Origin of the sequence: Acidovorax sp. 106 (genome assembly GCF_003663825.1) — a bacterium.
Taxonomy (GTDB): domain Bacteria; phylum Pseudomonadota; class Gammaproteobacteria; order Burkholderiales; family Burkholderiaceae_C; genus Acidovorax.
This window is the reverse complement of record NZ_RCCC01000001.1, coordinates 2,953,837-2,978,595: the sequence shown is the minus strand read 5'-3', so window position 1 is coordinate 2,978,595 and position 24,759 is coordinate 2,953,837. Positions and strand designations below refer to the sequence as shown.

The 24,759-nt window shown below is 63.0% G+C and carries 25 protein-coding genes; 11 read left to right on the top strand and 14 right to left on the bottom strand.

What is annotated here, in order from left to right; all coding sequences use genetic code 11:
- Window positions 1-287 precede the first annotated feature (287 nt).
- Complete coding sequence (locus C8C98_RS13250; protein WP_233574540.1) at window positions 288-1,157, top strand: C13 family peptidase; 870 nt, start codon at window positions 288-290, stop codon at window positions 1,155-1,157.
- Window positions 1,158-1,226: 69 nt separating this feature from the next.
- On the opposite strand, the gene moaD is transcribed toward C8C98_RS13250, so the two are convergent.
- The 9 genes from moaD to C8C98_RS13205 form a co-directional block, all read right to left on the bottom strand.
- Entirely contained in the window at window positions 1,227-1,481 is a 255-nt protein-coding gene (gene moaD / locus C8C98_RS13245; protein ID WP_121456245.1) for a molybdopterin converting factor subunit 1, read from the bottom strand.
- A gap of 40 nt (window positions 1,482-1,521) precedes the next feature.
- Window positions 1,522-2,793, bottom strand: a complete 1,272-nt coding sequence (gene glp / locus C8C98_RS13240) for a gephyrin-like molybdotransferase Glp (RefSeq protein ID WP_121454663.1) — start codon at window positions 2,791-2,793, stop codon at window positions 1,522-1,524.
- Window positions 2,790-3,347, bottom strand: coding sequence for a molybdopterin-guanine dinucleotide biosynthesis protein B (gene mobB, locus C8C98_RS13235; RefSeq protein ID WP_121454662.1), 558 nt, complete (start codon window positions 3,345-3,347; stop codon window positions 2,790-2,792). Before mobB ends, glp begins: the two co-directional genes overlap by 4 nt.
- 148 nt (window positions 3,348-3,495) lie before the next feature.
- Window positions 3,496-4,941, bottom strand: a complete 1,446-nt coding sequence (thrC, locus tag C8C98_RS13230; protein WP_121454661.1) for a threonine synthase — start codon at window positions 4,939-4,941, stop codon at window positions 3,496-3,498.
- A gap of 22 nt (window positions 4,942-4,963) precedes the next feature.
- Window positions 4,964-5,248, bottom strand: coding sequence for a response regulator (locus C8C98_RS13225; protein WP_233574539.1), 285 nt, complete (start codon window positions 5,246-5,248; stop codon window positions 4,964-4,966).
- A gap of 73 nt (window positions 5,249-5,321) precedes the next feature.
- On the bottom strand, window positions 5,322-6,656 hold the full coding sequence (locus C8C98_RS13220; RefSeq protein WP_121454659.1) for a homoserine dehydrogenase: 1,335 nt from the start codon (window positions 6,654-6,656) through the stop codon (window positions 5,322-5,324).
- Window positions 6,657-6,686: 30 nt separating this feature from the next.
- Window positions 6,687-7,298, bottom strand: coding sequence for a hypothetical protein (locus C8C98_RS13215; RefSeq protein ID WP_147436371.1), 612 nt, complete (start codon window positions 7,296-7,298; stop codon window positions 6,687-6,689).
- Window positions 7,295-8,314: a DUF1176 domain-containing protein gene (locus C8C98_RS13210; protein ID WP_121454657.1), complete on the bottom strand. Its 1,020-nt coding sequence runs from the start codon at window positions 8,312-8,314 to the stop codon at window positions 7,295-7,297. The genes C8C98_RS13215 and C8C98_RS13210 overlap by 4 nt, the downstream gene beginning before the upstream one ends.
- Before the next feature lie 42 nt (window positions 8,315-8,356).
- On the bottom strand, window positions 8,357-9,592 hold the full coding sequence (locus tag C8C98_RS13205; RefSeq protein ID WP_121454656.1) for a pyridoxal phosphate-dependent aminotransferase: 1,236 nt from the start codon (window positions 9,590-9,592) through the stop codon (window positions 8,357-8,359).
- A 151-nt stretch (window positions 9,593-9,743) separates the two neighbouring features.
- Between C8C98_RS13205 and C8C98_RS13200 the strand changes: the two genes are divergently transcribed.
- The 4 genes from C8C98_RS13200 to C8C98_RS13185 all read left to right on the top strand — a co-directional run bounded on the left by C8C98_RS13200 (window position 9,744) and on the right by C8C98_RS13185 (window position 13,106).
- Window positions 9,744-10,118 carry an Mth938-like domain-containing protein gene (locus C8C98_RS13200; RefSeq protein ID WP_121454655.1) on the top strand — a complete coding sequence of 125 codons (375 nt, stop codon included), beginning with the start codon at window positions 9,744-9,746 and terminating at the stop codon, window positions 10,116-10,118.
- A gap of 190 nt (window positions 10,119-10,308) precedes the next feature.
- Window positions 10,309-10,794: a peroxiredoxin gene (locus tag C8C98_RS13195; RefSeq protein WP_099658192.1), complete on the top strand. Its 486-nt coding sequence runs from the start codon at window positions 10,309-10,311 to the stop codon at window positions 10,792-10,794.
- A 183-nt stretch (window positions 10,795-10,977) separates the two neighbouring features.
- The gene (locus C8C98_RS13190; RefSeq protein WP_121454654.1) at window positions 10,978-12,717 is read left to right on the top strand and encodes a PhoH family protein; all 1,740 of its coding nucleotides are present in this window, start codon (window positions 10,978-10,980) and stop codon (window positions 12,715-12,717) included.
- 2 nt (window positions 12,718-12,719) lie between these two features.
- Window positions 12,720-13,106: a hypothetical protein gene (locus tag C8C98_RS13185; RefSeq protein WP_121454653.1), complete on the top strand. Its 387-nt coding sequence runs from the start codon at window positions 12,720-12,722 to the stop codon at window positions 13,104-13,106.
- Between the two features lie 96 nt (window positions 13,107-13,202).
- On the opposite strand, the gene dnaB is transcribed toward C8C98_RS13185, so the two are convergent.
- The 5 genes from dnaB to rpsF all read right to left on the bottom strand — a co-directional run bounded on the left by dnaB (window position 13,203) and on the right by rpsF (window position 16,261).
- Window positions 13,203-14,624: a replicative DNA helicase gene (gene dnaB / locus C8C98_RS13180; RefSeq protein WP_121454652.1), complete on the bottom strand. Its 1,422-nt coding sequence runs from the start codon at window positions 14,622-14,624 to the stop codon at window positions 13,203-13,205.
- Window positions 14,625-14,800: 176 nt separating this feature from the next.
- Window positions 14,801-15,253, bottom strand: coding sequence for a 50S ribosomal protein L9 (gene rplI / locus C8C98_RS13175; RefSeq protein WP_010463838.1), 453 nt, complete (start codon window positions 15,251-15,253; stop codon window positions 14,801-14,803).
- A gap of 12 nt (window positions 15,254-15,265) precedes the next feature.
- Window positions 15,266-15,547 (bottom strand): 30S ribosomal protein S18, encoded by a 282-nt coding sequence (gene rpsR / locus C8C98_RS13170; protein WP_005795932.1) that lies wholly within the window; start codon window positions 15,545-15,547, stop codon window positions 15,266-15,268.
- Between the two features lie 18 nt (window positions 15,548-15,565).
- Complete coding sequence (gene priB / locus C8C98_RS13165; protein ID WP_121454651.1) at window positions 15,566-15,856, bottom strand: primosomal replication protein N; 291 nt, start codon at window positions 15,854-15,856, stop codon at window positions 15,566-15,568.
- Window positions 15,857-15,871: 15 nt separating this feature from the next.
- Window positions 15,872-16,261, bottom strand: a complete 390-nt coding sequence (rpsF, locus tag C8C98_RS13160) for a 30S ribosomal protein S6 (RefSeq protein ID WP_094285575.1) — start codon at window positions 16,259-16,261, stop codon at window positions 15,872-15,874.
- A 250-nt stretch (window positions 16,262-16,511) separates the two neighbouring features.
- Here rpsF and grpE point away from each other — a divergent pair, with 250 nt between their 5' ends.
- From grpE to leuC, 6 genes are all read left to right on the top strand, one after another.
- Complete coding sequence (gene grpE / locus C8C98_RS13155) at window positions 16,512-17,063, top strand: nucleotide exchange factor GrpE (RefSeq protein ID WP_099658188.1); 552 nt, start codon at window positions 16,512-16,514, stop codon at window positions 17,061-17,063.
- Window positions 17,064-17,159: 96 nt separating this feature from the next.
- A complete protein-coding gene (gene dnaK, locus C8C98_RS13150) occupies window positions 17,160-19,112 on the top strand; it encodes a molecular chaperone DnaK (protein WP_121454650.1) in 1,953 nt (650 codons plus the stop codon).
- Window positions 19,113-19,216: 104 nt separating this feature from the next.
- Window positions 19,217-20,362 carry a molecular chaperone DnaJ gene (gene dnaJ / locus C8C98_RS13145; RefSeq protein WP_121454649.1) on the top strand — a complete coding sequence of 382 codons (1,146 nt, stop codon included), beginning with the start codon at window positions 19,217-19,219 and terminating at the stop codon, window positions 20,360-20,362.
- Window positions 20,363-20,540: 178 nt separating this feature from the next.
- A complete protein-coding gene (locus tag C8C98_RS13140; protein WP_121456244.1) occupies window positions 20,541-21,905 on the top strand; it encodes an MBL fold metallo-hydrolase in 1,365 nt (454 codons plus the stop codon).
- A 261-nt stretch (window positions 21,906-22,166) separates the two neighbouring features.
- Window positions 22,167-23,177, top strand: coding sequence for a LysR family transcriptional regulator (locus C8C98_RS13135; RefSeq protein ID WP_233574538.1), 1,011 nt, complete (start codon window positions 22,167-22,169; stop codon window positions 23,175-23,177).
- A 121-nt stretch (window positions 23,178-23,298) separates the two neighbouring features.
- Complete coding sequence (gene leuC, locus C8C98_RS13130; protein WP_121456243.1) at window positions 23,299-24,720, top strand: 3-isopropylmalate dehydratase large subunit; 1,422 nt, start codon at window positions 23,299-23,301, stop codon at window positions 24,718-24,720.
- Window positions 24,721-24,759 lie beyond the last annotated feature (39 nt).

Sequence of the window (24,759 nt, the reverse complement as noted above, 5' to 3'; positions counted from 1 at the left end):
TACAACGCTATCGTTTCCATAGCTGGCAGCGCTGGGCATGCCTGCCCTGGGCCTCCAAAAACCTGTAACAAACGCACTGTAACGGGACAAAAGGCCCTTTTTACCGTCACTTACGATACGGCGCTGGCCGCACCCAGGGCACTGCCTCGGGCCCAGCCGCTGCAAGCCGCACAGGGCTCAGCGCCATTCGGGACTCACCACAATGCCCGGCCAAACAACCCCATGGCCGCAGTACCCGCAGCCTGCGGGCCATGCATCCATTCATCACACTTCGCCAAAAAACGACCATGCTCTCCACCGCATTCGCCTCCTCCCGCCGGGGTCTTCTGTCTGCCACGGCCCTCTATGCCACCTTGTGTGCCGCCCTGCTCGCCACAGGCTGCGCCACAGCCCCCGAGCCTGTGCCGGAGCCCGTGGCACCACCCCCGCCCCCAGCAGCCGAAGCACCCGCACCCGTGCCCCCACCCCGGCTGATCTTTGCGGGCTTTGCCATGCATTCGCAGGCCAAGGCCTTCCGCAACGACGTGCTGGCCGCTGAAAAGCTGGCCAAGCAAATCGACCCCAACGCCCTCATCCTGAAGCTGGCCAACCCCGCGCGCGACCAGGCCAGCACCCAAACCAGCGATTGGCCCCAAGCCACGCTGGAGAACTTTGAACTGGTGATGACCAAGATGGCCGAAGTGGCCCGGCCGCAAGACCGGGTGATGCTGCTGATCTCCACCCACGCCAACCCCGGCACGCTGAACATCAACATCGCAGGCAAAAACGCCGCCCCGTTGACCGCCCGCGCCCTGAGCGATGCGCTGGCCCCCTTGGCCAAGACGCCCACGCTGGTGGTGCTGTCGGCCTGCTACAGCGGCGCCTTTCTGGAGCCCCTGCGCGCGCCCAACCGCGTGGTGCTGACGGCCACCGACGTGCACAAGACGTCCTTCAAATGCCAGTACCCCGGCGAACACACCTTCTTTGCCGACGCGCTGTTCAACCAGGCAGGCGCCGAGCAGCTGTCGATCACGGACTGGATGGGCGCGGCACAAAAGTCCATCCAGGCCCAGGAAAAGCGCAAGCGCCTGGCGGCATCGGCGCCCAAGATGTTTGTGGGGGAAGAGGCCAAGGCCTGGGCCAGCCAGCCGCTCAAGAACTGGCTGGAAGCCCGCTGAGCAAGGGCTAGACCAGGGCAAAGTCGGGGGATTTTGAGTCCCCTGACGTGGGTGGCCTGGCTGGGCCCATCAACCGCCCGTCACGGGCGGGAAAAAAGCCACCTCGGCGCCATCGGCCAGCACGGCGGCCTCGTCGCTGAGGTTCTGGTTCAGCGCCATGCGCACCGCCCGGCCACGGGCCAGGCTGGTGGAGTGGGCGCCGCCCCGGGCGATGAGTTCATCGCGCAAAGTGCCCAGGGTGGCGGCCGCGGTTTGAACCGACTCGCTGCCTTGCCCAATGGCCTCGCGGATGGAGGCGAAGTAGCGGACGGTGATGGTTTTCATCATCGGAACATTTCCAGGTGGATGGCGTGCGGGCGCGCTGTCATGACAGCAGCTCTGAGAACGCGATGTACTGCACCGTGTCGCCCGCTGCAATGGTCTGGCCCGCAGGGTTGTCCACCACGCCATCGCCCCAGGCGGCCGAGGTGAGCACGCCAGAGCTTTGGTTGTTGAACAGCTCCAGCCCACCTTCTGCATGGTGGCGCACGCGCAAGAATTCACGGCGTTTATCGGCCCTAGGCCAATCGAAACGAGCGGTGGCAGCTATTCTTTTAGGAGCAACATCACTCACCCCCTGCAGGCGCAGCACAAAGGGCCGCACCAACAGCCCGAAGGTGACGAAGCTGGACACCGGGTTGCCCGGCAGCCCCATGAAGTGGGCCTGGCCCACGGTGCCGTACGCAAAGGGCTTGCCCGGCTTCATGGCGATCTGCCACAGGTCCAGGCGGCCCAGGGATTCAACGGCGGGCTTGATGTGGTCTTCCTCGCCCACGCTCACGCCGCCGCTGGTCAGGATCAGGTCGTGCGCGGCGCTGGCCTCGCGCAGGGCGTCGATGGTGGCGTCGCGCCGGTCGGGCACGATGCCGAAGTCGGTCACCTCGCAGCCCAGGCGCAGCAGCATGGCGCGTAAGAAAAAGCGGTTGCTGTTGTAGATGGCGCCCGGGGGCATTTGCTCGGGCGGCACATCGCCGGGCATGACCAGCTCATCGCCCGTAGAGAACAAAGCCACACGCGGGCGGCGCGCCACCTGCAACTGGTGCAGGCCCATGCTGGCCGCCAGGCCCAGCTCGGCCGGCGACAGGCGCGTGCCTGCGGCCAGCACCACGGTGCCACGGGCAATGTCTTCCCCCGCTCGGCGAATCCACTGGCCCGGCTGGGGCACGGCGTTGACGCGCACGGCCACGCCACCTTCGGCCGTGGCGATCGCTTCGCAGTCCTCCTGCATCAAGACCGCATCGGCCCCTGCGGGCACGGGCGCGCCGGTGAAGATGCGGGCTGCCGTGCCAGGCGCCAGCGGCTCGCCCGCGCTGCCTGCGGCAATGCGTTGCGAGACGGGAAGGGTGATGGGCAGGGCAACACCTGCACTGCCCGCACCACCCACATCGGCGCAGCGCACGGCGTAGCCGTCCATGGAGCTGTTGTCCTGCGGCGGCACATGCAGGGCCGAGGTGCAGTCCTGCGCCAGCACGCGGCCGTCCGCATCGAAGGTGGCCACCGTCTCTGTCTCAACCAAAGGGTGCGCCTGGGCCAGCAGGTCGGCCAGGGCGTCGTCCAGCGGTTTCAGGGGCGGGCGAGGTTTTTGGGGGGCAGTCATCGCAGCGAGCCTCCGTGCAGTTCCCAGTTGTAATCAAACCGGTCGGCGTATTGCAGCAGCCATTCAGCCACCTGAGCTGGGGCGTTCAGGTCCAGCAAGGGCAGCTGGGTGGGCTCGGGCAACTGGGTGGGCGCGTCGGTGGCCACAGCCACCACGAAGTCGTCCTCAGGGTAGCGCACGGGCTTGGCCGTTTGGCCGGGCTCGGGGGCGCGCCAGACTTCGATCTTGAGCAGGTCGCTTTCCTTGAAGCCTTCCACCAGCACCCAGTCCACGCCCTGGTACAGCTCGGCCAGCAGGTGGTGCACGCTCAGCTCGGCGGGCTGTTCAAACTCGCGCACCAGCATCAGGCGCTTGTCAGAGGCGGCCACCACTTCAAAGGCCCCAGCCTCGCGGTGGCGGTAGGTGTCTTTGCCGGGATGGTCAATGTCGAAGCTGTGGTGGGCGTGCTTGACCACCGACACCCGCAGGCCGCGCATGCGCAGCTCGGGAATGAGTTGCTCGACCAGGGTGGTTTTGCCGCTGCCGGAGAACCCGGCAAAGCCTACAACCTTCATCCAATGCTCCTTGATTAGCTATGCTATTTATAGCTGCTAGCGCTTAACTAGTAAGCGCTAGGGGCATTTTTTATTCAAAACTTGAGCCCCCCGCTACCGCCCCCGCCCGCCCACACAGGCGCAGCGGGACGGCACGGGCACGCCGCCATCAGCCCAGCACAGCGGGCGCGCAGTGGCGCTCGATGTAGGCTTTGACCAGGTCCACATCGGCGGGCATGACCTGCACGCGCTTGGGCAGGTTTTCAATGCCGTCGAACTTGGCGGGCCGCTCGGGCGCGTGGCCCAGGGCTTCAATGATGGTTTCGGCAAACTTGATGGGCAAGGCCGTCTCCAGCACGATCATGGGCACCTTGGGGTCCTTGTGGTGCTCGCGGGCCACCTTCACGCCGTCGGCGGTGTGGGTGTCGATGGTGACGCCGTGGCGCTCAAAGTTGTCACGGATGGTGGCCAGGCGGTCTGCGTGGGTGCTCTTGCCACTTTCAAAGCCGTATTTCTTGGCGGCATCAGCAAACAGCGGTTCGGCGCTGAGGTCAAAACGGCCGTAGGCGGGCAGCGCTTTGGCAAACAACGCGTTCGTGCGCTGGCCGTTACGGCCCAGCAGGTCAAAAATGAAGCGCTCGAAGTTGCTGGCCTTGCTGATGTCCATCGAGGGGCTCGACGTTTCGTGCGTGTCGGCGCTGCTGCGCACGCGGTACACGCCGGTGCGGAAGAACTCGTCGAGCACGTCGTTCTCATTCGTCGCCACCACCAGCTTGGCAATCGGCAGGCCCATCATGCGCGCCACATGGCCTGCGCACACGTTGCCAAAGTTGCCCGAGGGCACGGTGAAGCTGACCTTCTGGCTGTTGGTCTCGGTGGCCTGGATGTAGCCCGCAAAGTAGTACACCACCTGCGCCAACAGGCGCGCCCAGTTGATGGAGTTGACGGTGCCGATCTTGTACTTGGCCTTGAAGGCGTGGTCGTTGGAGACGGCCTTGACGATGTCCTGGCAGTCATCAAACACGCCTTCGATGGCGATGTTGTGGATGTTCGCGTCTTGCAGGCTGAACATCTGCGCCTGCTGGAAGGCGCTCATGCGGCCGTGCGGGCTGGTCATGAACACACGCACGCCCTCTTTGCCGCGCATCGCGTATTCGGCGGCGCTGCCGGTGTCGCCGCTGGTGGCGCCCAGGATGTTGAGCTGCTCGCCACGGCGGCCCAGTTCATATTCGAACAGGTTGCCCAGCAACTGCATGGCCATGTCCTTGAAGGCCAGCGTAGGGCCGTTGGACAGGGCTTCGAGCCACAGGCCGTCTTCAAGGTGGCGCAGGGGCACGATCTCGCCCGTGCCAAACACTTCGGCGGTGTAGGTCTTGGCGCAGATGGCCTTGAGGTCCGCAGCGGGGATGTCGTCGATGTACAGCGACAGAATCTGAAACGCCAGCTCGGCGTAGCCCTGCTCGTGGTAGGCCTTGCGCAGCTTGTTCAATGCACCACCGGTGATCTTGGGGTATGTCTCAGGCAGGTACAACCCACCATCGGGTGCCAGGCCTTCGAGCAGGATGTCGCAAAACTGTTTGCGGTCTGCGTGGCCGCGGGTGCTGAGGTATTTCATGAAAGTGTCCCGTCTGAGTGCGTCATAGACTGATGCCGTACACGCGGATATCAAGGTAAAAACGTGAAGCGATCAGCAGCACGAAGCCGCCGATCAGGATGAGCCAGTGCAGTGGCTTGTCCTCGAAATTGTCGGTGCGCTCGAGCAGCGCAAAGTAAAGCCACGCTGCCAAAAAGCTGCCGACGCCATTGGCCAGCGCCTGCAAGCGCGGCATGGCCCCCATCAGCGCCAACCCCACCAGCAGCCCAAACCAGAATGCCAGATGCCAGCGCGGCAGGTCGACCAGGGACAGCTTGAGCAAAGCCACCAAAGTGAGGACTGCGACAAGGGTGGGCATGGCGACGAGCTTGCATGGCAGGGATTGGCACTGGGCGCTAGGCTCAGTTCAACTCTTCCTTGCGAATGCGGGTGATGGGGGCCAGCACCGTGGGCAGGGCCTGCATCTGGGCGATCACGGCGTCCATCGTGCCTTCGCGGGTGTCGTGGGTCAGGATGATCAGGTCGGTCTGCGTCGATCCCTCGCCGCCCACTTCGTCGGCTTCGCGTTGCAGCACGGCGTCAATGCTCACGCCAGCGCCTGCCAGCAGGCCCGTGACGGTGGCCAGCACGCCGGCCTGGTCGGCCACGCGCAGGCGCAGGTAGTAGCTGGTGACCACCTCGCTCATGGGCAGCACAGGCAGTTGGCCCATGGCATCGGCCAGGGTATTGGCCTGGAAGGCCAGGTGCGGCACGCGGTGCTCTGGGTCGGCGGTGTGCAAGCGGGTAATGTCCACCAGGTCGGCAATCACCGCGCTGGCGGTGGGCTCGCTGCCCGCGCCCTTGCCGTAGTACAGCGTGGTGCCCACGGCATCGCCCTGCACCACCACGGCGTTCATGGCGCCTTCCACATTGGCAATCAGGCGCTTGGTGGGCACCAGGCTGGGGTGCACGCGCAGCTCAATGCCCTTTTCGGCGCGCTTGGTGATGCCCAGCAGCTTGATGCGGTAGCCCAGTTGCTCGGCGTAACGGATATCGGCCGCGCCCAGCTTGGTAATGCCTTCCACGTAGGCCTTGTCGAACTGCACGGGGATGCCGAACGCAATCGCGCTCATCAGCGTGACCTTGTGCGCGGCGTCCACGCCTTCGATGTCGAAGGTCGGGTCGGCCTCGGCATAGCCCAGGCGTTGCGCTTCCTTGAGCACCACGTCAAAGTCAAGGCCCTTGTCGCGCATCTCGCTCAGGATGAAGTTGGTGGTGCCGTTGATGATGCCGGCGATCCACTGGATGCGGTTGGCCGTGAGGCCTTCGCGCAGCGCCTTGATGATGGGGATACCCCCGGCCACGGCGGCCTCGAAGGCCACCATCACGCCCTTGGCGGACGCTGCGGCAAAAATCTCGGTGCCGTGCACGGCCAGCAGCGCCTTGTTGGCGGTGACGACATGCTTGCCTGCGGCAATCGCTTCGAGCACCAGGGCCTTGGCCACGCCGTAGCCACCGATCAGCTCGATGACGATGTCAATGTCAGGGTTGGCAATGATGGCGCGGGCGTCATTGACGACCTGCACGCTGGGGCCGACCACGCTCTTGGCGCGCTCTACGTCCAGATCGGCCACCATGGCGATCTCAATGCCACGGCCAGCGCGGCGGCTGATTTCGTCTTGGTTGCGTTGCAACACGTTGAACACGCCGCTGCCGACGGTGCCGATGCCTAGCAGGCCTACTTGGATGGGTTTCATGCGGTTTTACCTGCGGATGAAGGGTTGAAATCAGTGTGTATTGCGAAAAACGGGGCTGTGTGCCAAAGGCTGGCCAGGCTTTGTAGGCCGGGGCTTCTGGGCCGCAGCCAAGGTGACTTTGCGCCCAAGGGTGCGGCAGTGGCCCATCAGCCGGTCGACCCAGGCTTGCTCCACCAGGTAGCTGCTGCCTGCGATGTCGGCCAAGGTCGGGGCCACGTCGGTTGCCAAACGGAGCGATTTTGCCAGTGCCAGCATGCGGCCCTCTTGCCCGGGGGTGAGTTCGTTGCCCAGCCTGGGGCGGGACGCAGCGTCGCCCAGGGATTGGATGCGACCATCCTCGTCCCAGACCATCCAGACCATCGGCGCCTCGCCGGGGCGGTCGCTGGCCGATTGCTGCACAAAGCAGAAATGGCTGGCGTGTGCTGCGTAGTGCGACGCATGGACCTCATCCACCGTTTGCACATAGGCGCGCAACACGGCGCGGGGCAGCACATCAGACCGCAAGGGTGTGGAGTAGACATATTCAGGCTGGGCCGGCATTTCACCAGCAGCAGCACCGGCCAGGGCAGGCAGGCCACAGACCAGCCACAGGCCCAGGCCCCGCCCACACCAGGGCAGCATCCGGTGGAGCAGACGCGTCATTGGGTCACGTACGCCGGAAGCTGCCAGGCACCGCCCGGGAAGCCTCGGCACATGCCGTCGCCGTGCTCGCCGCTGAGCACAAAGCCCTTGCCGTCAAAGCGCCATTCGCGCACCCGCCAGCAGTCGCCAATGCCGCGCCCTTTCATGGACGAATGCACCGTACCGGTCTCTGCGTCAAATTCGCCATCTACGTCGTCCAGCGGCTTGGGCTGGTAAGGCGGGCGGTCATTGGCCATGAAAAGCAGGCTGCTGAAGTTGTAAGCGCCCATGCCGCAAGGCACCTCCAGCAGCACCCTGCGGTCGGTCAGGCGATACACCTTCATCACATCGGCCTCGGGCGTGCCGCCGGTGCACTGGTCCTGCAAGGCAGCGGGCCCCAATGCTGCGAGCAGGGGCTTGAGCAAAGCGGCGTCGCCCTTGCGTGCAGGCACCGGCTTGACGGTCTTGAGCACCGGCGCGGGCACGGGGGGCAAGACGGACGACTCAGGCTTGCTGCCTTTGCGCACCAGCGCCCCCGGGGTGCCTATGCGGCCCTGCACTTCGTCCATCTTGAGCAGCACCGCCGCCGCCCCAGCCAGTGAGAGCACCCACTTGTCTTTGCCTCCGGTCACGGTGGCTTCTTCGGCACGCACCAGCTCTTGCAGCAAGCGGGGCACCTGGGCCGCGGGTACAGAGGGGCTGTTGCCATCCAGGGCGGGCAACGACAGCTTGCCCACCTTCAGGTTCAGCGTGGCTGGGTTGGCTTTTTCGGTGTAGACCTGCAGTTGCACCTCTACCGCCGCATCAGGGCCCGCCTCACGGGTCAAGAGCAGGGACACAGGGTCAGAATCCCCCGAGTCAGACTGGTAGCCTGCAGCCCGGCAGGTGCGGGTGTTGTCGCATTGCAAGCCCCAGTCCTTGTGCGAAAACCCCATCGCGCCCGGGCTCGCCGTCTGGGCCCCGGCAGTCAGCGAGGCCAAAGCCAGGGCGCCCAGCACGCAATGCAGGCGAGGGCGAGTCACAACACGCGAGACCATGCGATGCGGCTCCTGAGACAGTCCAGGCGACGGTGCGCCCAATCAGGCCGCCACCACCTGCTGGCGCTTGCGGTAATGCTCCAGGAACTTCGCCACCCGGCCAATGGCTTCGCGCAGGTCGTCTTCGTGGGGCAGGAACACGATGCGGAAGTGGTCTGGCGCCCCCCAGTTAAAGCCCGTGCCCTGCACCAGCATGACCTTGGTTTCTTGCAGCAACTCCAGAAAGAACTGCTGATCGTCCTGGATGGGGTACACGGCAGGGTCCAGGCGCGGGAACATATACAGGGCAGCGCGCGGCTTCACGCAGGTGACCCCCGGGATGGCGGTGATCAGCTCATAGGCCAGGTCACGCTGCTTGCGCAAACGCCCGCCTTCGCACACCAGATCGTTGATGCTCTGATAGCCGCCCAGCGCGGTCTGGATGGCCCACTGCCCGGGCACATTGGCGCACAGGCGCATATTCGAGAGCATGTTCAGCCCGTCGATGTAATCCTTGGCGGGCTTCTTGTCGCCCGACACCACCAGCCAGCCCGCGCGGTAACCACACGAGCGGTAGCTTTTGGACAAGGAGTTGAAAGTGAGGGTGAGCACATCCTCACTGAGCGAACCTAAAGCTGTGTGCTTGGCGCCGTCGTACAGCACCTTGTCGTACACCTCATCGGCAAACACGACCAGCCCATGCTCGCGGGCAATGGCCAGGATGCCCAGGAGCAAATCATCAGAGTACAAGGCCCCCGTCGGGTTGTTGGGGTTGATGACCACAATGCCTTTGGTGCGCGGCGTGACCTTCGCGCGGATATCCTGAAGGTCAGGCATCCAGCCATTGGCCTCGTCGCACAGGTAGTGCACCGGCGTGCCGCCCGACAGACTGGCCGCAGCCGTCCACAACGGGTAGTCTGGCGAGGGCAGCAGCAGCTCATCACCGTCGTCCAACAGGGCGTTGGTGGCCATCACGATCAGCTCGCTGGCGCCGTTGCCCAGATAGATATCGTCGAGCGTGACCCCCTTGATGCCCTGCTTTTGCGTCTCGTGCATCACCGCCTTCCGGGCGGCAAAAATGCCTTTGCTGTCCGAGTAACCTGCCGAATTGGGCAGGTTGCGAATCATGTCTTGCTGGATTTCTTCCGGGGCATCAAAACCAAAAACGGCGAGGTTGCCAATGTTGAGCTTGATGATCTTGTGACCATCCTCCTCCATCTGCTTGGCCGCATCCATGATGGGCCCCCGGATGTCGTAGCACACGTTGGCGAGCTTGGCTGATTTCTTGACGGTTTTCATGGCGGGCGGAGATGGCGTGGGGACAAAGGCCGACCCAGGCACGGCGTGCCTTGGCGAAACCTATAATTTGACCACAGTTCAGCCCGCTCACCCTGGCCTGAAGCGACGGCCCACAAAGGCCCGGCCCCTTACAAAGCGCCCTCAGCACACCATGAAATTCCAACCCGACAAATCCAGTGCCCAGACGATTCACGGCTATGGCCCCGGATGGATTGGCGTGGACGGCACCAAACACACCCAAAGCCTGATCGTGGGCTCCAGCGGCCTGCTGCAAGCGTGGGACTGCGCGCATTTTGAATCACTGACCCCGGCACACTTTGAGTACCTGGCGTCGCTGGAAACCGAGCTGGTCATCTTTGGCAGCGGCGTGCGCAATCGTTTTCCCAACCCCGCGTGGCTGCAACCCCTGATGGCCAAGAGACTGGGCCTGGAAACCATGGACACGGCCGCCGCCTGCCGCACCTACAACATTCTGGCGGGCGAAGGGCGCAACGTGGTGGCAGCCCTCATCCTGGAGACCGCATAACGGCCTGCAAACTGAGCGTGCAATTTTCATACATGCTTATGCAGCCATGTACATACATACAGGCCAAGCATTTGGCCTAGTATCATTTTCGGGGTAAAATCGCGGGTTGCGGTCGGGGGCACCACCAAAAGCAATAACACACCCGCTCCCCCGGCTTATCAACGACTACATCCTGAGAGATTGAAGTGATATGGCGATCGTTGTCAACAAACCCCTCCCTGAATTTGAAGCCAACGCCACCGGCGGGATCAAGGTGTCCAACACCTCCCACACGGGCCAGATTCTGATTCTGTACTTCTATCCCAAGGACAACACCCCGGGCTGCACCACCGAGGCCATGCAGTTCCGCGATAAGTACAAAGACTTTGCCAAGGCCGGCGCAGCCGTGTTTGGCGTGTCGCGTGACAACATGAAGTCACACGACGACTTCAAGGAAAAGCTGGAACTCCCCTTCGAGTTGATCGCTGACACCGAAGAAAAAATGTGCCACATGTTCGGCGTGGTCAAAAACAAGATCATGTACGGCAAGAAGGTCAAGGGCATTGAGCGCAGCACCTTCCTGATCGGCCCCGATGGCTTGCTGGTGCAAGAATGGCGTGGCCTGAAGGTGCCGGGCCATGTGGACGAAGTCCTGAAGGCCGTGAAGTCCATCAAAGCACTCAAGAAGGCCGCCTGATCACGGCACCTGTTTGCAACAGCCCACACCGAACCGGCGCCTTGATCGCGCCGTCACACGGAATGGGCATAATGGGTCAATGCCCTTGCACCTTGCAACGACTTCCACCCCATTCAAAAGCCGCCTTGGCCTCCAGGCGGCTTTTTGCTTTTTGAACCCCCTTGTCTGAGGCCTTTGCACACCATGCCCTTGCCACCCGCCCCCAGCCGACGCGCCGCCCTGCTCTCATCAGAGGCCTATGACAACAAAGCCACACCATCTCGCACCAATACCCGCGCTGCGTCAAGTGAACCAGACGCCGATGAAGCAAGCACCGCAGCCGTAGCCCACGTTGTGAGCACTGCGCGCACAAGCACGGCCCGCAGCAAAGCCAGCGCAAGCGCGCCGGTCGCAACAACAGCCGCAGCAACACCCGCCAAGCCAGCGCCCACCACCCGCCGCAGTACTCCCAGCAAGGCGGCCACGCCCAGTGCGGCGCCGGTCCCCGTGCCAACCGAGGCAGCCCCTCGCAGCAAAAAAGCCCGCGCCCAAGGCCCCGCCAAGCTGTTCGTGCTGGACACCAACGTGCTGCTGCACGACCCAACCAGCCTGTTCCGCTTTGAGGAGCACGACATCTTCCTGCCGATGATCGTGCTGGAAGAGCTGGATGGCCACAAGAAGGGCATGACTGAAGTGGCCCGCAACGGCCGCCAAGCCAGCCGCACGCTCGATGCACTGGCGGCAGCCCAGGGCGCCGACATGGCCAAGGGCCTCAAGCTCGACTCCACAGGCCAACGGGCTGCAGGTGGCCACCTGTTCTTCCAGACCGTGCCACTGGACTACAGCCTGCCCACCAGCCTGCCCCAGGGCAAGGCAGACAACCAGATCCTGGGTGTGGTGGAAGCCCTGCGCAAGCTGCATGCACCGCGCGAGGTGGTGCTGGTGTCCAAAGACATCAACATGCGCGTCAAAGCCCGCGCACTGGGCCTGACCGCCGAGGACTACCAGAACGACAAGACGCTGGAAGACGGCGACCTGCTGTACGCCGGCGTGCTGGCCCTGCCGCCCGACTTCTGGACCAAGAGCGGCAAGAATGTCGAAAGCTGGCAAAGCGGTGCCCACACTTACTACCGCATTGGTGGGCCCATCGTGCCGCAGCTGATGATCAATCAGTTCGTGTACTTTGAAGCCCCCGGCGAGCCCAGCCTGTTTGCGCGTGTGAGTGAAATCCGCGAGAAAACAGCGGTATTGCAGACCCTGAAGGACTACGGTTCTGCCAAGAATGCCGTATGGGGCGTGAGCACACGCAACCGCGAGCAGAACTACGCCATGAATCTGCTCATGGACCCCGAGATCGACTTCGTGACACTGACCGGCACCGCTGGCACCGGCAAGACCCTGCTGGCCCTGGCCGCAGGCCTGACCCAGGTGCTGGACGACCGCCGCTACACCGAGATCATCATGACCCGCGCCACCGTGAGCGTGGGCGAGGACATCGGCTTCCTGCCCGGCACCGAAGAAGAAAAGATGGGCCCCTGGATGGGCGCCCTGGACGACAATCTGGAGTTTTTGGCCAAGGGCGATGGCGGCAATGCAGGCGAATGGGGCCGTGCGGCTACCAACGAGCTGATCCGCAGCCGCATCAAGATCAAGAGCATGAACTTCATGCGCGGGCGCACCTTCCTGAACAAGTACGTGATCATCGACGAGGCGCAGAACCTGACGCCCAAGCAGATGAAGACGCTGATCACCCGCGCAGGCCCCGGCACCAAGATCATCTGCATGGGCAATCTGGCACAGATCGACACGCCGTACCTCACCGAAGGCTCCTCGGGACTGACCTATGCCGTGGACCGCTTCAAGGGCTGGCCGCACAGCGGTCACATCACGCTGGCGCGTGGTGAACGCTCACGCCTGGCAGACTTTGCCAGCGAGGTGCTCTGACCATGGTGGGCTGGGTCACCGCGCTCAAGCTGGTGCCCTGGGGCGATGTCATTGAGGCAACGCCCCAGATCCTGCAAGCTGCCAAAAAGCTGCTGGGCGCCACCCGCAAGGGCAAAGCAGACGCCACGGCCACAGGCTCCATTGCAGACGCGGGCACCGAGACCACCCTGCCCACCGATGTGCAATTGCGGCATTTGCGGGAACGCGTGCTCCAGTTGGAACAGGAGCAATTGGACGGGGCCGCGCTGATCCAGTCCCTGGCTCAGCAAAACGCCCAGGTGATACAGGCGGTAGAGGACTTGCGCCAACGCAACCGCCGCTTGACCTTGGTTGTCACCGTGCTGGCATGCACCTGCATCGGACTGCTCGTGTGGGCGTTCAAACAGTAGCGACTACCGGACAGCATACCCCGAGCCTCACCGCTCATTTGCTATAAATTCAATAGCCCCTAGCGCTTATTCCATAAGCGCTAGGGGCTATTTTTATTAGTAGTCGTCGCCCGAACCCATGGCCAGATTCTCGAAGCGGGTCTGGTTCTTCTGGAAGAACAGCTTCACCGTCCCCGTGGGGCCGTTACGCTGCTTGCCAATGATGACCTCGGCCACGTTGGGCTCCTTGCTGTCCTTGTTGTAGTAGTCGTCGCGGTAGATGAACATGATGATGTCCGCATCCTGCTCAATAGCGCCCGATTCACGCAAGTCGGACATCATGGGGCGCTTGTCGGTGCGCTGCTCCACCGAACGGTTGAGCTGCGATAGCGCAATCACCGGGCACTGCAACTCCTTGGCCAGCATCTTCAGACCCCGAGAGATTTCACCCAGCTCTGTGGCCCGGTTGTCGGCACTGCCCGCACCCGAGCCGCTCATGAGCTGCAGGTAGTCGACCACGATCAAGCCCAGCTTGCCGCACTGGCGCGCCAAGCGACGGGCGTTGGCGCGCAACTCACCCGGCGTGAGGCCGGGAGTTTCGTCAATGTGCAGTGACACCGTGCGCAGTTTTTCAATCGCCTCGGTCAGGCGCGGCCATTCGTCGTCCGTGAGTTTGCCGGTGCGCAAATTGCCCTGGTTCACCCGGCCAATCGAGCCCACGATACGCACCGCCAATTGGGCTGCGCCCATTTCCATCGAGAAGATGGCAACCGGCAAACCCTCGTTGAGCGCCACATGCTCGGCAATGTTCACCGCAAACGAGGTCTTCCCCATGGACGGACGCGCCGCCAGCACCACCATGTCACCCGCCTGCAAGCCAGATGTCATGCGATCCAGGTCAGCAAAACCGGTGGGCACGCCTGTCACGTCCACCGGGTTGTCGGCCATTTCCTGCACCCGATCGAGCAGATCGATCACCAGGGTGTCGAGCGACTGGAAGCCCTGCTTGGTACGTGAACCTTCTTCACCGATGGCGAAGATTTTGGCCTCAGCCTCGTCCAAAATCCGCTCCACCGTCTTGCCCTGCGGATTGAAGGCATTGGTAGAGATTTCATCGCTGGCCGTGACCAGCTTGCGCAGGATGGCGCGCTCGCGCACGATCTCCGCATAGCGGCGGATATTACTGGCGCTGGGCACATACTGCGCCAGGTTGTTGAGGTAAGCCAGCCCGCCCACCTCATCGGCCTTGCCCAAGCTTTGCAAGTGCTCAAACACCGTGATCACATCAGCAGGCTTGCTGCCATTGATCAGACCGCTGATGGCCGTGAAGATCAGCTGGTGCTCATGGCGGTAAAAATTGCTCTCCGCCAGCAAGTCCCCAACACGGTCCCACGCGTTGTTGTCCAGCAGCAAGCCTCCCAGCACACTGGATTCAGCCTCCACCGAATGCGGCGGAATGCGCAGGCGGGCCACCTCGCCGTCCTGGGCACTGGGGGCGGCGAAGCCTTGGTCATCTAGCGGGGGAAAGACAGCGGACATGGGAAAGTTCTCCGAACGAGGCCTGAATGCTACCCCCCGCGCCTGTGAACCAGGCCAGCAGGGAATAAGCCTGTGGGTAATCCGTGGATGACCTGTGGGCCACCCTGTACAACTATGGCAGACCCAATGACAAAAGCCGCCCGAGGGCGGCTTTTTGACGGGTCACCTGAGGTGAATCAGGCAGTTTCGCCGTAGACCGAAACAGTCACTTCCACCACCACGTCGGTGTGCAGAGCAACGTTCACGGTGCTTTCGCTCACGACCTTGATAGGGCCGTTGGGCAGGCGGATCTGGGCCTTAGCGACCTTGTAGCCTTGCTTGTTCAGCTCTTCGGCGATGTCGTGGTTGGTCACAGAACCAAACAGACGGCCATCCACGCCAGCCTTTTGCGTCAGCTTGACGGTGGTGCCTGCCAGCTTTTCGCCTTGGGCTTGGGCTTCTGCCAGCTTGGCAGCAGCGGCCTTTTCGAGTTCAGCGCGCTTGGCTTCGAACTCAGCCTTGGCGGCTTCCGTGGCGCGGCGGGCGCGGCCAGCGGGGATCAGGAAGTTGCGGGCGTAGCCGTCTTTCACCTTGACGATTTCGCCGAGGTTGCCGAGGTTCACAACCTTGTCGAGCAGAATGATTTGCATGGGTTGTGCTCCTTAGATCTTGTGCTGGTCGCTGTAAGGCACCAGGGCCAGGAAGCGAGCGCGCTTGATGGCGGTGTTCAGCTGACGCTGGAAAATGGCGCGCGTGCCGGTCAGGCGTGCGGGGATGATCTTGCCGTTTTCGGCGATGAAATCGCGCAGCGTGTCGACATCCTTGTAGTCGATTTCTTCAACGCCCGTCACCGTGAAGCGGCAAAAGCGCTTGCGCTTGAACAGCAGGGACTGGGTGTTGCGCTTTGGGCGCTTGTCTTTGTTGAACTTCTTGAACGTGGCCATTGCGGACCCCTTGGAAAATTAATTTTGTTGAATATCCTGGATGTGCAGCACTGCGTTTTTGCCATTGCGTGGGGTTGCCAGAAATCCAGAGAAAGTCCAGAGACTTCCAATGTTCTGCCGCGCCAGACGCTCGGCCATTGCACCAAAGGCAACAGCTTTCATGGCTGCCTTGACTTCGCGTGGGTGGCCTGCCTCGGTTTGCTGGGACTCATGTTCGAGCCGCAGGGTAAGGGCAGGCAATCCGGCGGGCGTGTAGCGCAGGGACTCAGCCTCTGCGATGCAAGCGGTCAAGACAACGCGATTCTCCACTCCAACGAGGATGGATCAGCGCTCGCCGCGCTCGCCGCCGGCAGCTGCGTATTCAGCTTGGCTGGCCTTGCGGGCTTCTTCGCGCTCAACGGTCTTCATCATGGAAGATGGGCCTGTGTCGGCCTTCTTCTTTTGAACCGTCAAGTGGCGCAGCACGGCGTCGTTGAACTTGAACGCGTGTTCCAGTTCAGCCATCACAGCCTGGTCGGCTTCGATGTTTACGCACAGGTAGTGGGCCTTGGCCAACTTGTTGATCAGGTACGCCAGTTGACGGCGGCCCCAGTCTTCCACGCGGTGCACCTTGCCACCGCCAGCGGTGATCATGCCCTTGTAGCGCTCCAGCATGGCTGGAACTTGTTCGCTTTGATCCGGATGGATCAACAAAATGATTTCGTAATGACGCATGCATACTCCTTTTGGATGACACCACCCGCTGCGTCTAGAAGCGGTGTGGCAAGGCAAAGCCGTAAATTATAGCGCGCACTTTGGCGCTTGTACACTTGGCGTGCCTTTCAAGGGCTTTGGTGCCCTGCAATGCGCGCCCAAAACCACGCATTTGCAGCCAAAACGTGGTTTCATCCATGTACCCGACTTGAAATGTGCGAAAGCCGCCCAACCTTCCGCGCGTACTGTTTTTATTCACAAAGACTTCGACATGTCAGACAACAGCCAGCACCACACCACACAAGCCGCCCCATCCCCCGAAGAAGTGGAAGCAGCCATGGCGGCCAACACCTCTGACGAAATGGCGCGCCTGCAAGGCGAGCTGGCCGAGCTCAAGGCCAAGAGTGCCGAGCTGGCCGACCAATTTCTGCGCGCCAAGGCCGAGGCAGAAAATGCCCGCCGTCGTGCCGATGACGAAGTGGCCAAGGCTCGCAAGTTCGGCATTGAAAGCTTTGCCGAAAGCCTGCTGCCGGTCGCCGACAGCCTGGACGCCGCCCTGGCCATCAAGGAAGCCACCCCTCAGCAGCTGCGCGAAGGCGCCGACGCCACCCTGCGCCAGCTGACTTCGGCCCTGGAGCGCAACAAGGTGCTGGCCATCAACCCCGCTGCGGGCACCAAGTTTGACCCCCATCAACACCAGGCCATCAGCGTGGTGCCGGCCGACCAAGAAGCCAACACGGTGGTGGCAGTGCTGCAAAAGGGCTATGTGATTGCCGAGCGCGTGCTGCGCCCCGCCCTGGTCACCGTCACGGCGCCCAAGTAAATTTTTCTAGATAAATCGAGAGGGACGACTTGAAGCAACGCAAGTTATCCACAAGTTACTAGCCATCCAAATCATTCCAACATTTCGGAGAAGAACATGGGAAAAATCATCGGTATTGACCTGGGCACGACGAACAGCTGCGTTTCCATCATGGAAGGCAACACCACGCGTGTGATCGAAAACAGCGAAGGCGCACGCACCACGCCGTCCATCGTGGCCTACCAAGAAGACGGCGAGATCCTCGTCGGCGCTTCGGCCAAGCGCCAGGCCGTGACCAACCCGCGCAACACGCTGTACGCCGTCAAACGCCTGATTGGCCGCAAGTTCACTGAGAAAGAAGTGCAAAAGGACATCGACCTGATGCCCTACAAGATCGTGGCCGCCGACAACGGCGACGCCTGGATCGAAGTGCGCGGCAACAAGCTGTCGGCCCAACAAGTGTCTGCCGACATCCTGCGCAAGATGAAGAAGACCGCCGAGGACTACCTGGGCGAAGCCGTGACGGAAGCCGTCATCACCGTGCCTGCGTACTTCAACGACGCACAGCGCCAAGCCACCAAGGACGCCGGCCGCATCGCGGGCCTGGACGTCAAGCGCATCATCAACGAGCCCACCGCCGCCGCACTGGCCTTTGGCCTGGACAAGAGCGAAAAGGGTGACCGCAAGATCGCCGTGTATGACCTGGGTGGCGGCACGTTTGACGTGTCCATCATCGAAATCGCGGACGTGGACGGCGAAAAGCAGTTTGAAGTGCTGTCGACCAACGGCGACACCTTCCTGGGCGGTGAAGACTTTGACCAACGCATCATCGACTTCATCATCGGCGAGTTCAAAAAGGAACAAGGCGTGGACCTGTCCAAGGACGTCCTGGCCCTGCAACGCCTGAAGGAAGCCGCTGAAAAGGCCAAGATCGAGTTGTCGAACTCGGCCTCCACCGACGTCAACCTGCCCTACATCACGGCAGATGCCTCGGGCCCCAAGCACTTGAACATCAAGCTGACCCGCGCCAAGCTGGAGCAGCTGGTGGAAGAGCTAATTGAGCGCACCATCGCCCCTTGCCGCGTGGCCATCAAGGACGCTGGCGTGTCCGTGTCCGACATCCATGACGTGATCCTGGTGGGCGGCATGACCCGCATGCCCAAGGTGCAAGAGAAGGTCAAGGAATTCTTCGGCAAAGATCCACGCAAGGACGTGAACCCTGACGAAGCCGTGGCCGTGGGCGCCGCGATCCAGGGCCAAGTGCTGTCGGGCGACCGCAAGGACGTGCTGCTGCTGGACGTGACCCCCCTGTCCCTGGGCATTGAGACCCTGGGCGGCGTAATGACCAAGATGATCACCAAGAACACGACCATTCCGACGAAGTTCGCACAGACCTTCTCGACGGCCGATGACAACCAGCCTGCCGTGACCATCAAGGTGTTCCAGGGCGAGCGCGAAATGGCCTCGGGCAACAAGGCACTGGGCGAATTCAACCTCGAGGGCATCCCACCTGCAGCCCGTGGCACGCCACAGATCGAAGTGTCGTTCGACATCGACGCCAACGGCATCTTGCACGTGGGCGCCAAGGACAAGGGCACCGGCAAGGAAAACAAGATCACCATCAAGGCCAACTCCGGCCTGTCGGAAGAAGAAATCCAGCAGATGGTGAAGGATGCTGAGCTAAACGCTGCTGACGATAAAAAGAAGCTCGAACTGGTGCAAGCCAAGAACCAAGGCGAAGCCGCCGTGCACAGCGTGAACAAGAGCTTGGCCGAGCATGGCGACAAGCTCGATGCCGCCGAAAAAGAGGCCATCACCACCGCGGTGAAGGCGCTGGAAGAGGCCTTGAAGGGCGAAGACAAAGCCTCGATCGACGAGAAGACCACGGCGCTGATGGCCGCCAGCCAGAAGCTGGGCGAGAAGATGTACGCCGAGTCGCAGGCAGCCCAGGCGGCCCAGGCCGCAGGCGGTGCTGACGGTGCGGGTGCATCCGCCTCCGCGTCTTCGGCCAAGCCTGCAGACGACGACAACGTGGTCGACGCCGAGGTCAAGGAAGTCAAGAAGGGCTAAACACCTTCGCGTTGACCCCAGCCGCCGCGCGGGGCCCGAAGAGTCTGAATTTCCAGGCTCCACGGCTTGCGCGGCGTTCCTGTTCCAACCGGGCCAAGAGCACCATGTCGAAAAGAGACTTTTACGAAATCCTGGGCGTTGCCAAAAACGCCTCGGACGAAGAAATCAAGAAGGCTTATCGCAAGCTGGCGATGAAGCACCACCCCGACCGCAACCAGGGTGATGCCGCCAAGCCTGCCGAAGAGAAGTTCAAGGAGGCCAAAGAGGCCTACGAGATGCTTTCTGACCCGCAAAAGCGCGCGGCCTACGACCAGTACGGCCACGCAGGCGTGGACCCCAATATGCGCGGCCCCGGCGGCGCGGGCGCAGAGGGGTTTGGCGGCTTTGCCGAGGCCTTTGGCGACATCTTTGGCGATATGTTTGGCCAGCAAGGCGGGCGTGGGCGCGGCGCCGGTGGCCGTCAGGTGTACCGTGGCGGCGACCTCAGCTACGCCATGGAGATCACGCTGGAAGAAGCCGCACGCGGCAAGGATGCGCAAATCCGCATTCCCTCATGGGATTCTTGCGACACCTGCCACGGCAGTGGCGCCAAGCCCGGCACCAGCGCCAAGACCTGCGGCACCTGCCAAGGCTCCGGCACCGTGCAGATGCGCCAGGGCTTCTTCAGCGTGCAGCAAACCTGCCCGCACTGCCGTGGCACGGGCAAGATCATTCCCGAGCCTTGCACCGCCTGCCACGGCCAGGGCAAGATCAAGAAGCAAAAGACGCTGGAAGTGAAGATTCCTGCGGGCATCGACGACGGCATGCGCATCCGCAGCACCGGCAATGGCGAGCCAGGCACCAACGGCGGCCCACCGGGTGACCTGTACATCGAAATCCGCATCAAGAAGCACGACATCTTCGAGCGTGACGGCGATGACTTGCACTGCCAAGTGCCAGTGAGCTTCATCACCGCCGCACTGGGCGGCGAGATCGAAGTGCCCACGCTGCAAGGCAAGGCGGCCATCGACATCCCCGAAGGCACGCAAGCGGGCAAGCAGTTCCGCCTGCGCGGCAAGGGCATCAAGGGTGTGCGCTCTAGCTACCCCGGCGACCTGTACTGCCACATTGCCGTCGAGACACCGGTGAAGCTGACCGAGCACCAGCGCAAGCTGCTGCGCGAGCTGGAAGATTCGCTGAAAAAGGGCGGTGGCCGCCACTCCCCCAGCGGTGAGAGCTGGACGGACCGATTGAAGAACTTCTTCAGCTGATCCCCGCACCGGCATGCCTTTGGGCGTGCCCCGTCCTGAAGCGACCGCGCCCTGCGCCCGGTCGCTTTTTTCATTCCCGGCGCCGACTTCTTGACGCGCATCAAGCAAGCCCATGCACGGCAGGCTGGCAGCCCACGACAGGCCTACCATGAAGGCTCTGCAGCAATGGGAGACACACATGGGCGTGAACATCACCTTCCTGGGCGGCTCGGGCACCGTCACCGGCTCCAAATACCTGGTGCGCCACAACGGCAAAAGCCTGCTGATCGATTGCGGGCTGTTCCAGGGCTACAAGCAGCTGCGGCTGCGCAACTGGCAGCCCTTGCCGCTGGAGCCGGGGCAGATCGACGCCGTGGTGCTCACCCACGCCCACCTGGACCACAGCGGCTACCTGCCGCTGCTGACACGCGATGGCTTTCGCGGCAATGTGCACGCTACCCCGGGCACCCGAGACCTGTGCGCCATCCTGCTGCCCGACAGCGGGCACCTGCAGGAGGAAGACGCCGCCTTTTTGAACCGCCACAACCTCAGCAGCCACGCACCCGCCTTGCCGCTGTACACGCGGCTCGATGCGCTGCACAGCCTCAAGCAGTTCAAGCCGCACCCGCTGCACCACCGCTTTGAGCCCCTGCCAGGCTGGCACGCCACCTTCTCCAACGCCGGGCACATCCTGGGCGCGGCCAGTGTGCTGCTGGAGGTGGGCGGGCGGCGCATTCTGTTCTCGGGCGACCTGGGCCGGCCCGACGACATGCTGATGAACCCGCCCGATGCCCCACCCGCGGCCGATACGGTGCTGATCGAATCCACCTACGGCGACCGCGAGCACCCCGCCGAAGACCTGCTCAGCGAGCTGGGCCCTGCGTTGGCGCGCCTGGCCGCACGCGGGGGCGTGGCGGTGGTGCCCGTGTTTGCCGTGGGCCGGGCGCAGGTGGTGCTGCATGCCATTGGCTTGCTCAAGGCACAGGGCGTCATCCCGCCCTCGCTCAAGGTGTTTTTGGACAGCCCCATGGCCGTGAGCACCACGGGCCTGTACCAACACCACCTGGGCGAGCACCGCCTCAATGCCCGCGAGGTGAATGCGCTGGAACACGGCGCCACCATGGTGCAAACGCCTGAGCAGTCCAAAGGCCTGGCGCGCCTGCACGGCCCCAGGGTCATCCTGGCGGCCAGCGGCATGGCCACGGGCGGGCGCGTGCTGCACCACCTGGCCCTGCACGCAGGTGACCACCGCAACATGGTCATCCTGACCGGGCATCAGGCCCCCGGCACGCGCGGTGCGCGGCTGGCAGATGGAGAAAAGTCAGTCCGCATCCACGGCCAGGACGTGGCGGTGCGCGCCGAGGTGGTCCAGCTCAGCTCGGCATCGGCCCACGCCGACGGCAACCAGCTCATCGCCTGGCTGCGCAGCATGGAGCACGCCCCCGAGCAGGTGTTTGTGGTGCACGGCGAAATGGGCGCGGCCGACCACCTGCGCCAGCGCATTGCGCACGAACTGCGCTGGTCCGCCCAGGTGCCGGAACATGGCAGCAGCGTGAGCCTGTGAACACGCGGTGCACGCTACGCACAGCGGTACATCAAAAAGATGAGCGGCTAGCGCTTTACTCATAAGGGTTTAGAAGGCATTTCATATTGAAACCTAATGAATACAAGCGCTAGCCGCTATTGTTTTTGAAAGCCATGTCTCCGAAAGACGCTTCAAGCGATGCAATTCATCGCATTTAACGATGGCATGGTTTGAAAATTGAGTAGAAAATGCAAAGTCTTCGCAAAACAAGAAGACTTAAAGTCTTCTACGCCCCACCCAATGAAAAGCTCCGAGCGCAGCTTTGCGCGCCGCATTGACCTCACATCGCTGCAATTGTTTGTGGCGGTGTGTGAGTTGGGCAGCATTGGCCGTGCGGCTGAGCGCGAATTCATCGCCGCATCGGCCGTGAGCAAGCGCCTGTCCGACCTGGAGGCCGCCGTGGACACCGCACTGCTGTACCGCCACAGCCGTGGCGTGACCCTGACCCCGGCGGGCGAGAGCCTGCTGCACCACGCCCGCACCGTGCTGTTTGGCCTGGAGCGCATGCAAGGTGAGCTGAGCGAATACGCCGAAGGCGTGCGCGGCCATGTGCGCATGCACGCCAACATCTCAGCCATCTTCCAGTTTCTGCCCGAAGACCTGGGCGCGTTTGCCCGCGAGCACAGCCAGATCAAGATCGACCTGCAAGAACACCTCTCCAGCGACGTGCTGAACGCCGTGCAAGAGGGCGCTGCCGACCTGGGCATTTGCAACGTGGGCCAGGGCAGCGGCGGCGCGCAAGAGCTGCCCAGCCGCCCCTACCGCTCCGACCGGTTGGTGCTGGTCGTGCCCACAGGGCACGAATTGGCTGCGCTAGGCGCTATTGATTTTGAAGCAGTTTTGGACTGGGACATTGTGGGCCTGCATGCCAACAGCAGCATCAGCCTGGCCATGCGCGCCGCCGCCGCTGCCGCCGGGCGCCCGCTGCGCCAGCGCATCCAGGTCACAGGGCTGGATGCCATGTGCCGCATGATTGACAACGGCCTGGGCGTGGGCCTGCTGCCCGACCGGGCCTTTGCCCTGATGCGCGGGGTGGGTCGACTGCAAGCCATTCCGCTGACCGACGACTGGGCCCACCGCGAACTGCGCGTGGTGGCCCGCGACTTTGACGCGCTGCCCGTCACGGCCCGCCTGCTGGTCGAGCACCTCACGGCCCCGCACCAAGCCCAACACGAACCCCCCAGACACACCACGACACCAGCTCCGGCGCAGCCCGCCGAGGCCTCGCCCGAATCGGCACCGCAGCACTAGACATGACTGACGCAAAACAGGACCCCGGCAGGAGGCGCGCCCACAGCAAAGGCCGTTGCCACATCCCAAGTTGCGCAAGTCCTCACTAAAATCATTGACCCACCTGAAAGAAGACCAAGCCATGGGACGCACCCTCTACGACAAGATCTGGGACGAACACGTTGTCCACACCGAGGAAGACGGCACGTCCATCCTCTACATCGACCGCCATCTGGTGCACGAAGTCACCAGCCCCCAGGCCTTTGAAGGCCTGCGCGAGGCAGGCCGCAAGGTGTGGCGCATGAGCTCCATCGTAGCCACGGCCGACCACAACACGCCCACCACCGGCTGGGAGCAAGGCTACGACGGCATCACCGATCCGATCAGCAAGGAACAGATCACCACGCTGAACGACAACATGGCGCAGATCACGCCCGCTGCGTTCTTCCCCTTCATGCACAAGCGCCAAGGCATCGTGCACGTGATTGGCCCTGAAAACGGCGCCACCCTGCCCGGCATGACGGTGGTGTGCGGCGACAGCCACACCAGCACGCACGGCGCCTTCGGCGCACTGGCCCACGGCATCGGCACCTCTGAGGTAGAGCACGTGATGGCCACGCAAACCCTGCTGGCCAAGAAGGCCAAGAACATGCTGGTGCAGGTGGATGGCACGCTCGCCAAAGGCGTGACGCCCAAGGACGTGGTGCTGGCCATCATCGGCAAGATCGGCACCGCAGGTGGCACGGGCTACACCATCGAGTTTGCAGGCTCAGTCTTCCGCGCGATGAGCATGGAAGGCCGCATGACCGTGTGCAACATGGCCATCGAAGGCGGTGCGCGCGCCGGCCTGGTGGCGGTGGACGACAAGACCATTGAATACGTCAAGGGCCGCCCCCTATCGCCCACCGGCGTGGAATGGGACCAGGCCGTGGCGTACTGGAAGACGCTGCACTCTGACGCCGACGCGAAGTTCGACACCGTGGTCAAGCTCGATGCGGCCGACATCCAGCCGCAAGTGACCTGGGGCACCTCGCCCGAAATGGTGCTGGGCATTGACGCCCGCGTGCCCGACCCGGACAAGGAAAAGGACGCCAACAAGCGCGGCGCCATCGAGCGCGCCTTGACCTACATGGGCCTGCAGCCTGGCAAGGCGATCAACGACATCACCATCGACAAGGTGTTCATCGGCTCTTGCACCAACAGCCGCATCGAAGACATGCGCGAAGCCGCCGCCGTGGTGAAGAACCTGGGCCGCAAGGTGGCCAGCAATGTGAAGCTGGCGATGGTGGTGCCCGGCTCGGGCCTGGTCAAAGAGCAGGCCGAGCGCGAAGGCCTGGACCAAATCTTCAAGGCCGCAGGCTTTGAATGGCGCGAGCCCGGCTGCAGCATGTGCCTGGCCATGAACGCCGACCGCCTGGAGCCCGGCGAGCGCTGCGCCTCCACCAGCAACCGCAACTTCGAAGGCCGCCAGGGCGCCGGTGGCCGCACCCACTTGGTGAGCCCCGCCATGGCCGCAGCCGCTGCCGTGCACGGCCACTTTGTGGACATTCGCCAGTTCGCCTGAACCACACCATCACTTGCACCAAGACCGAAGGAGCCCCGT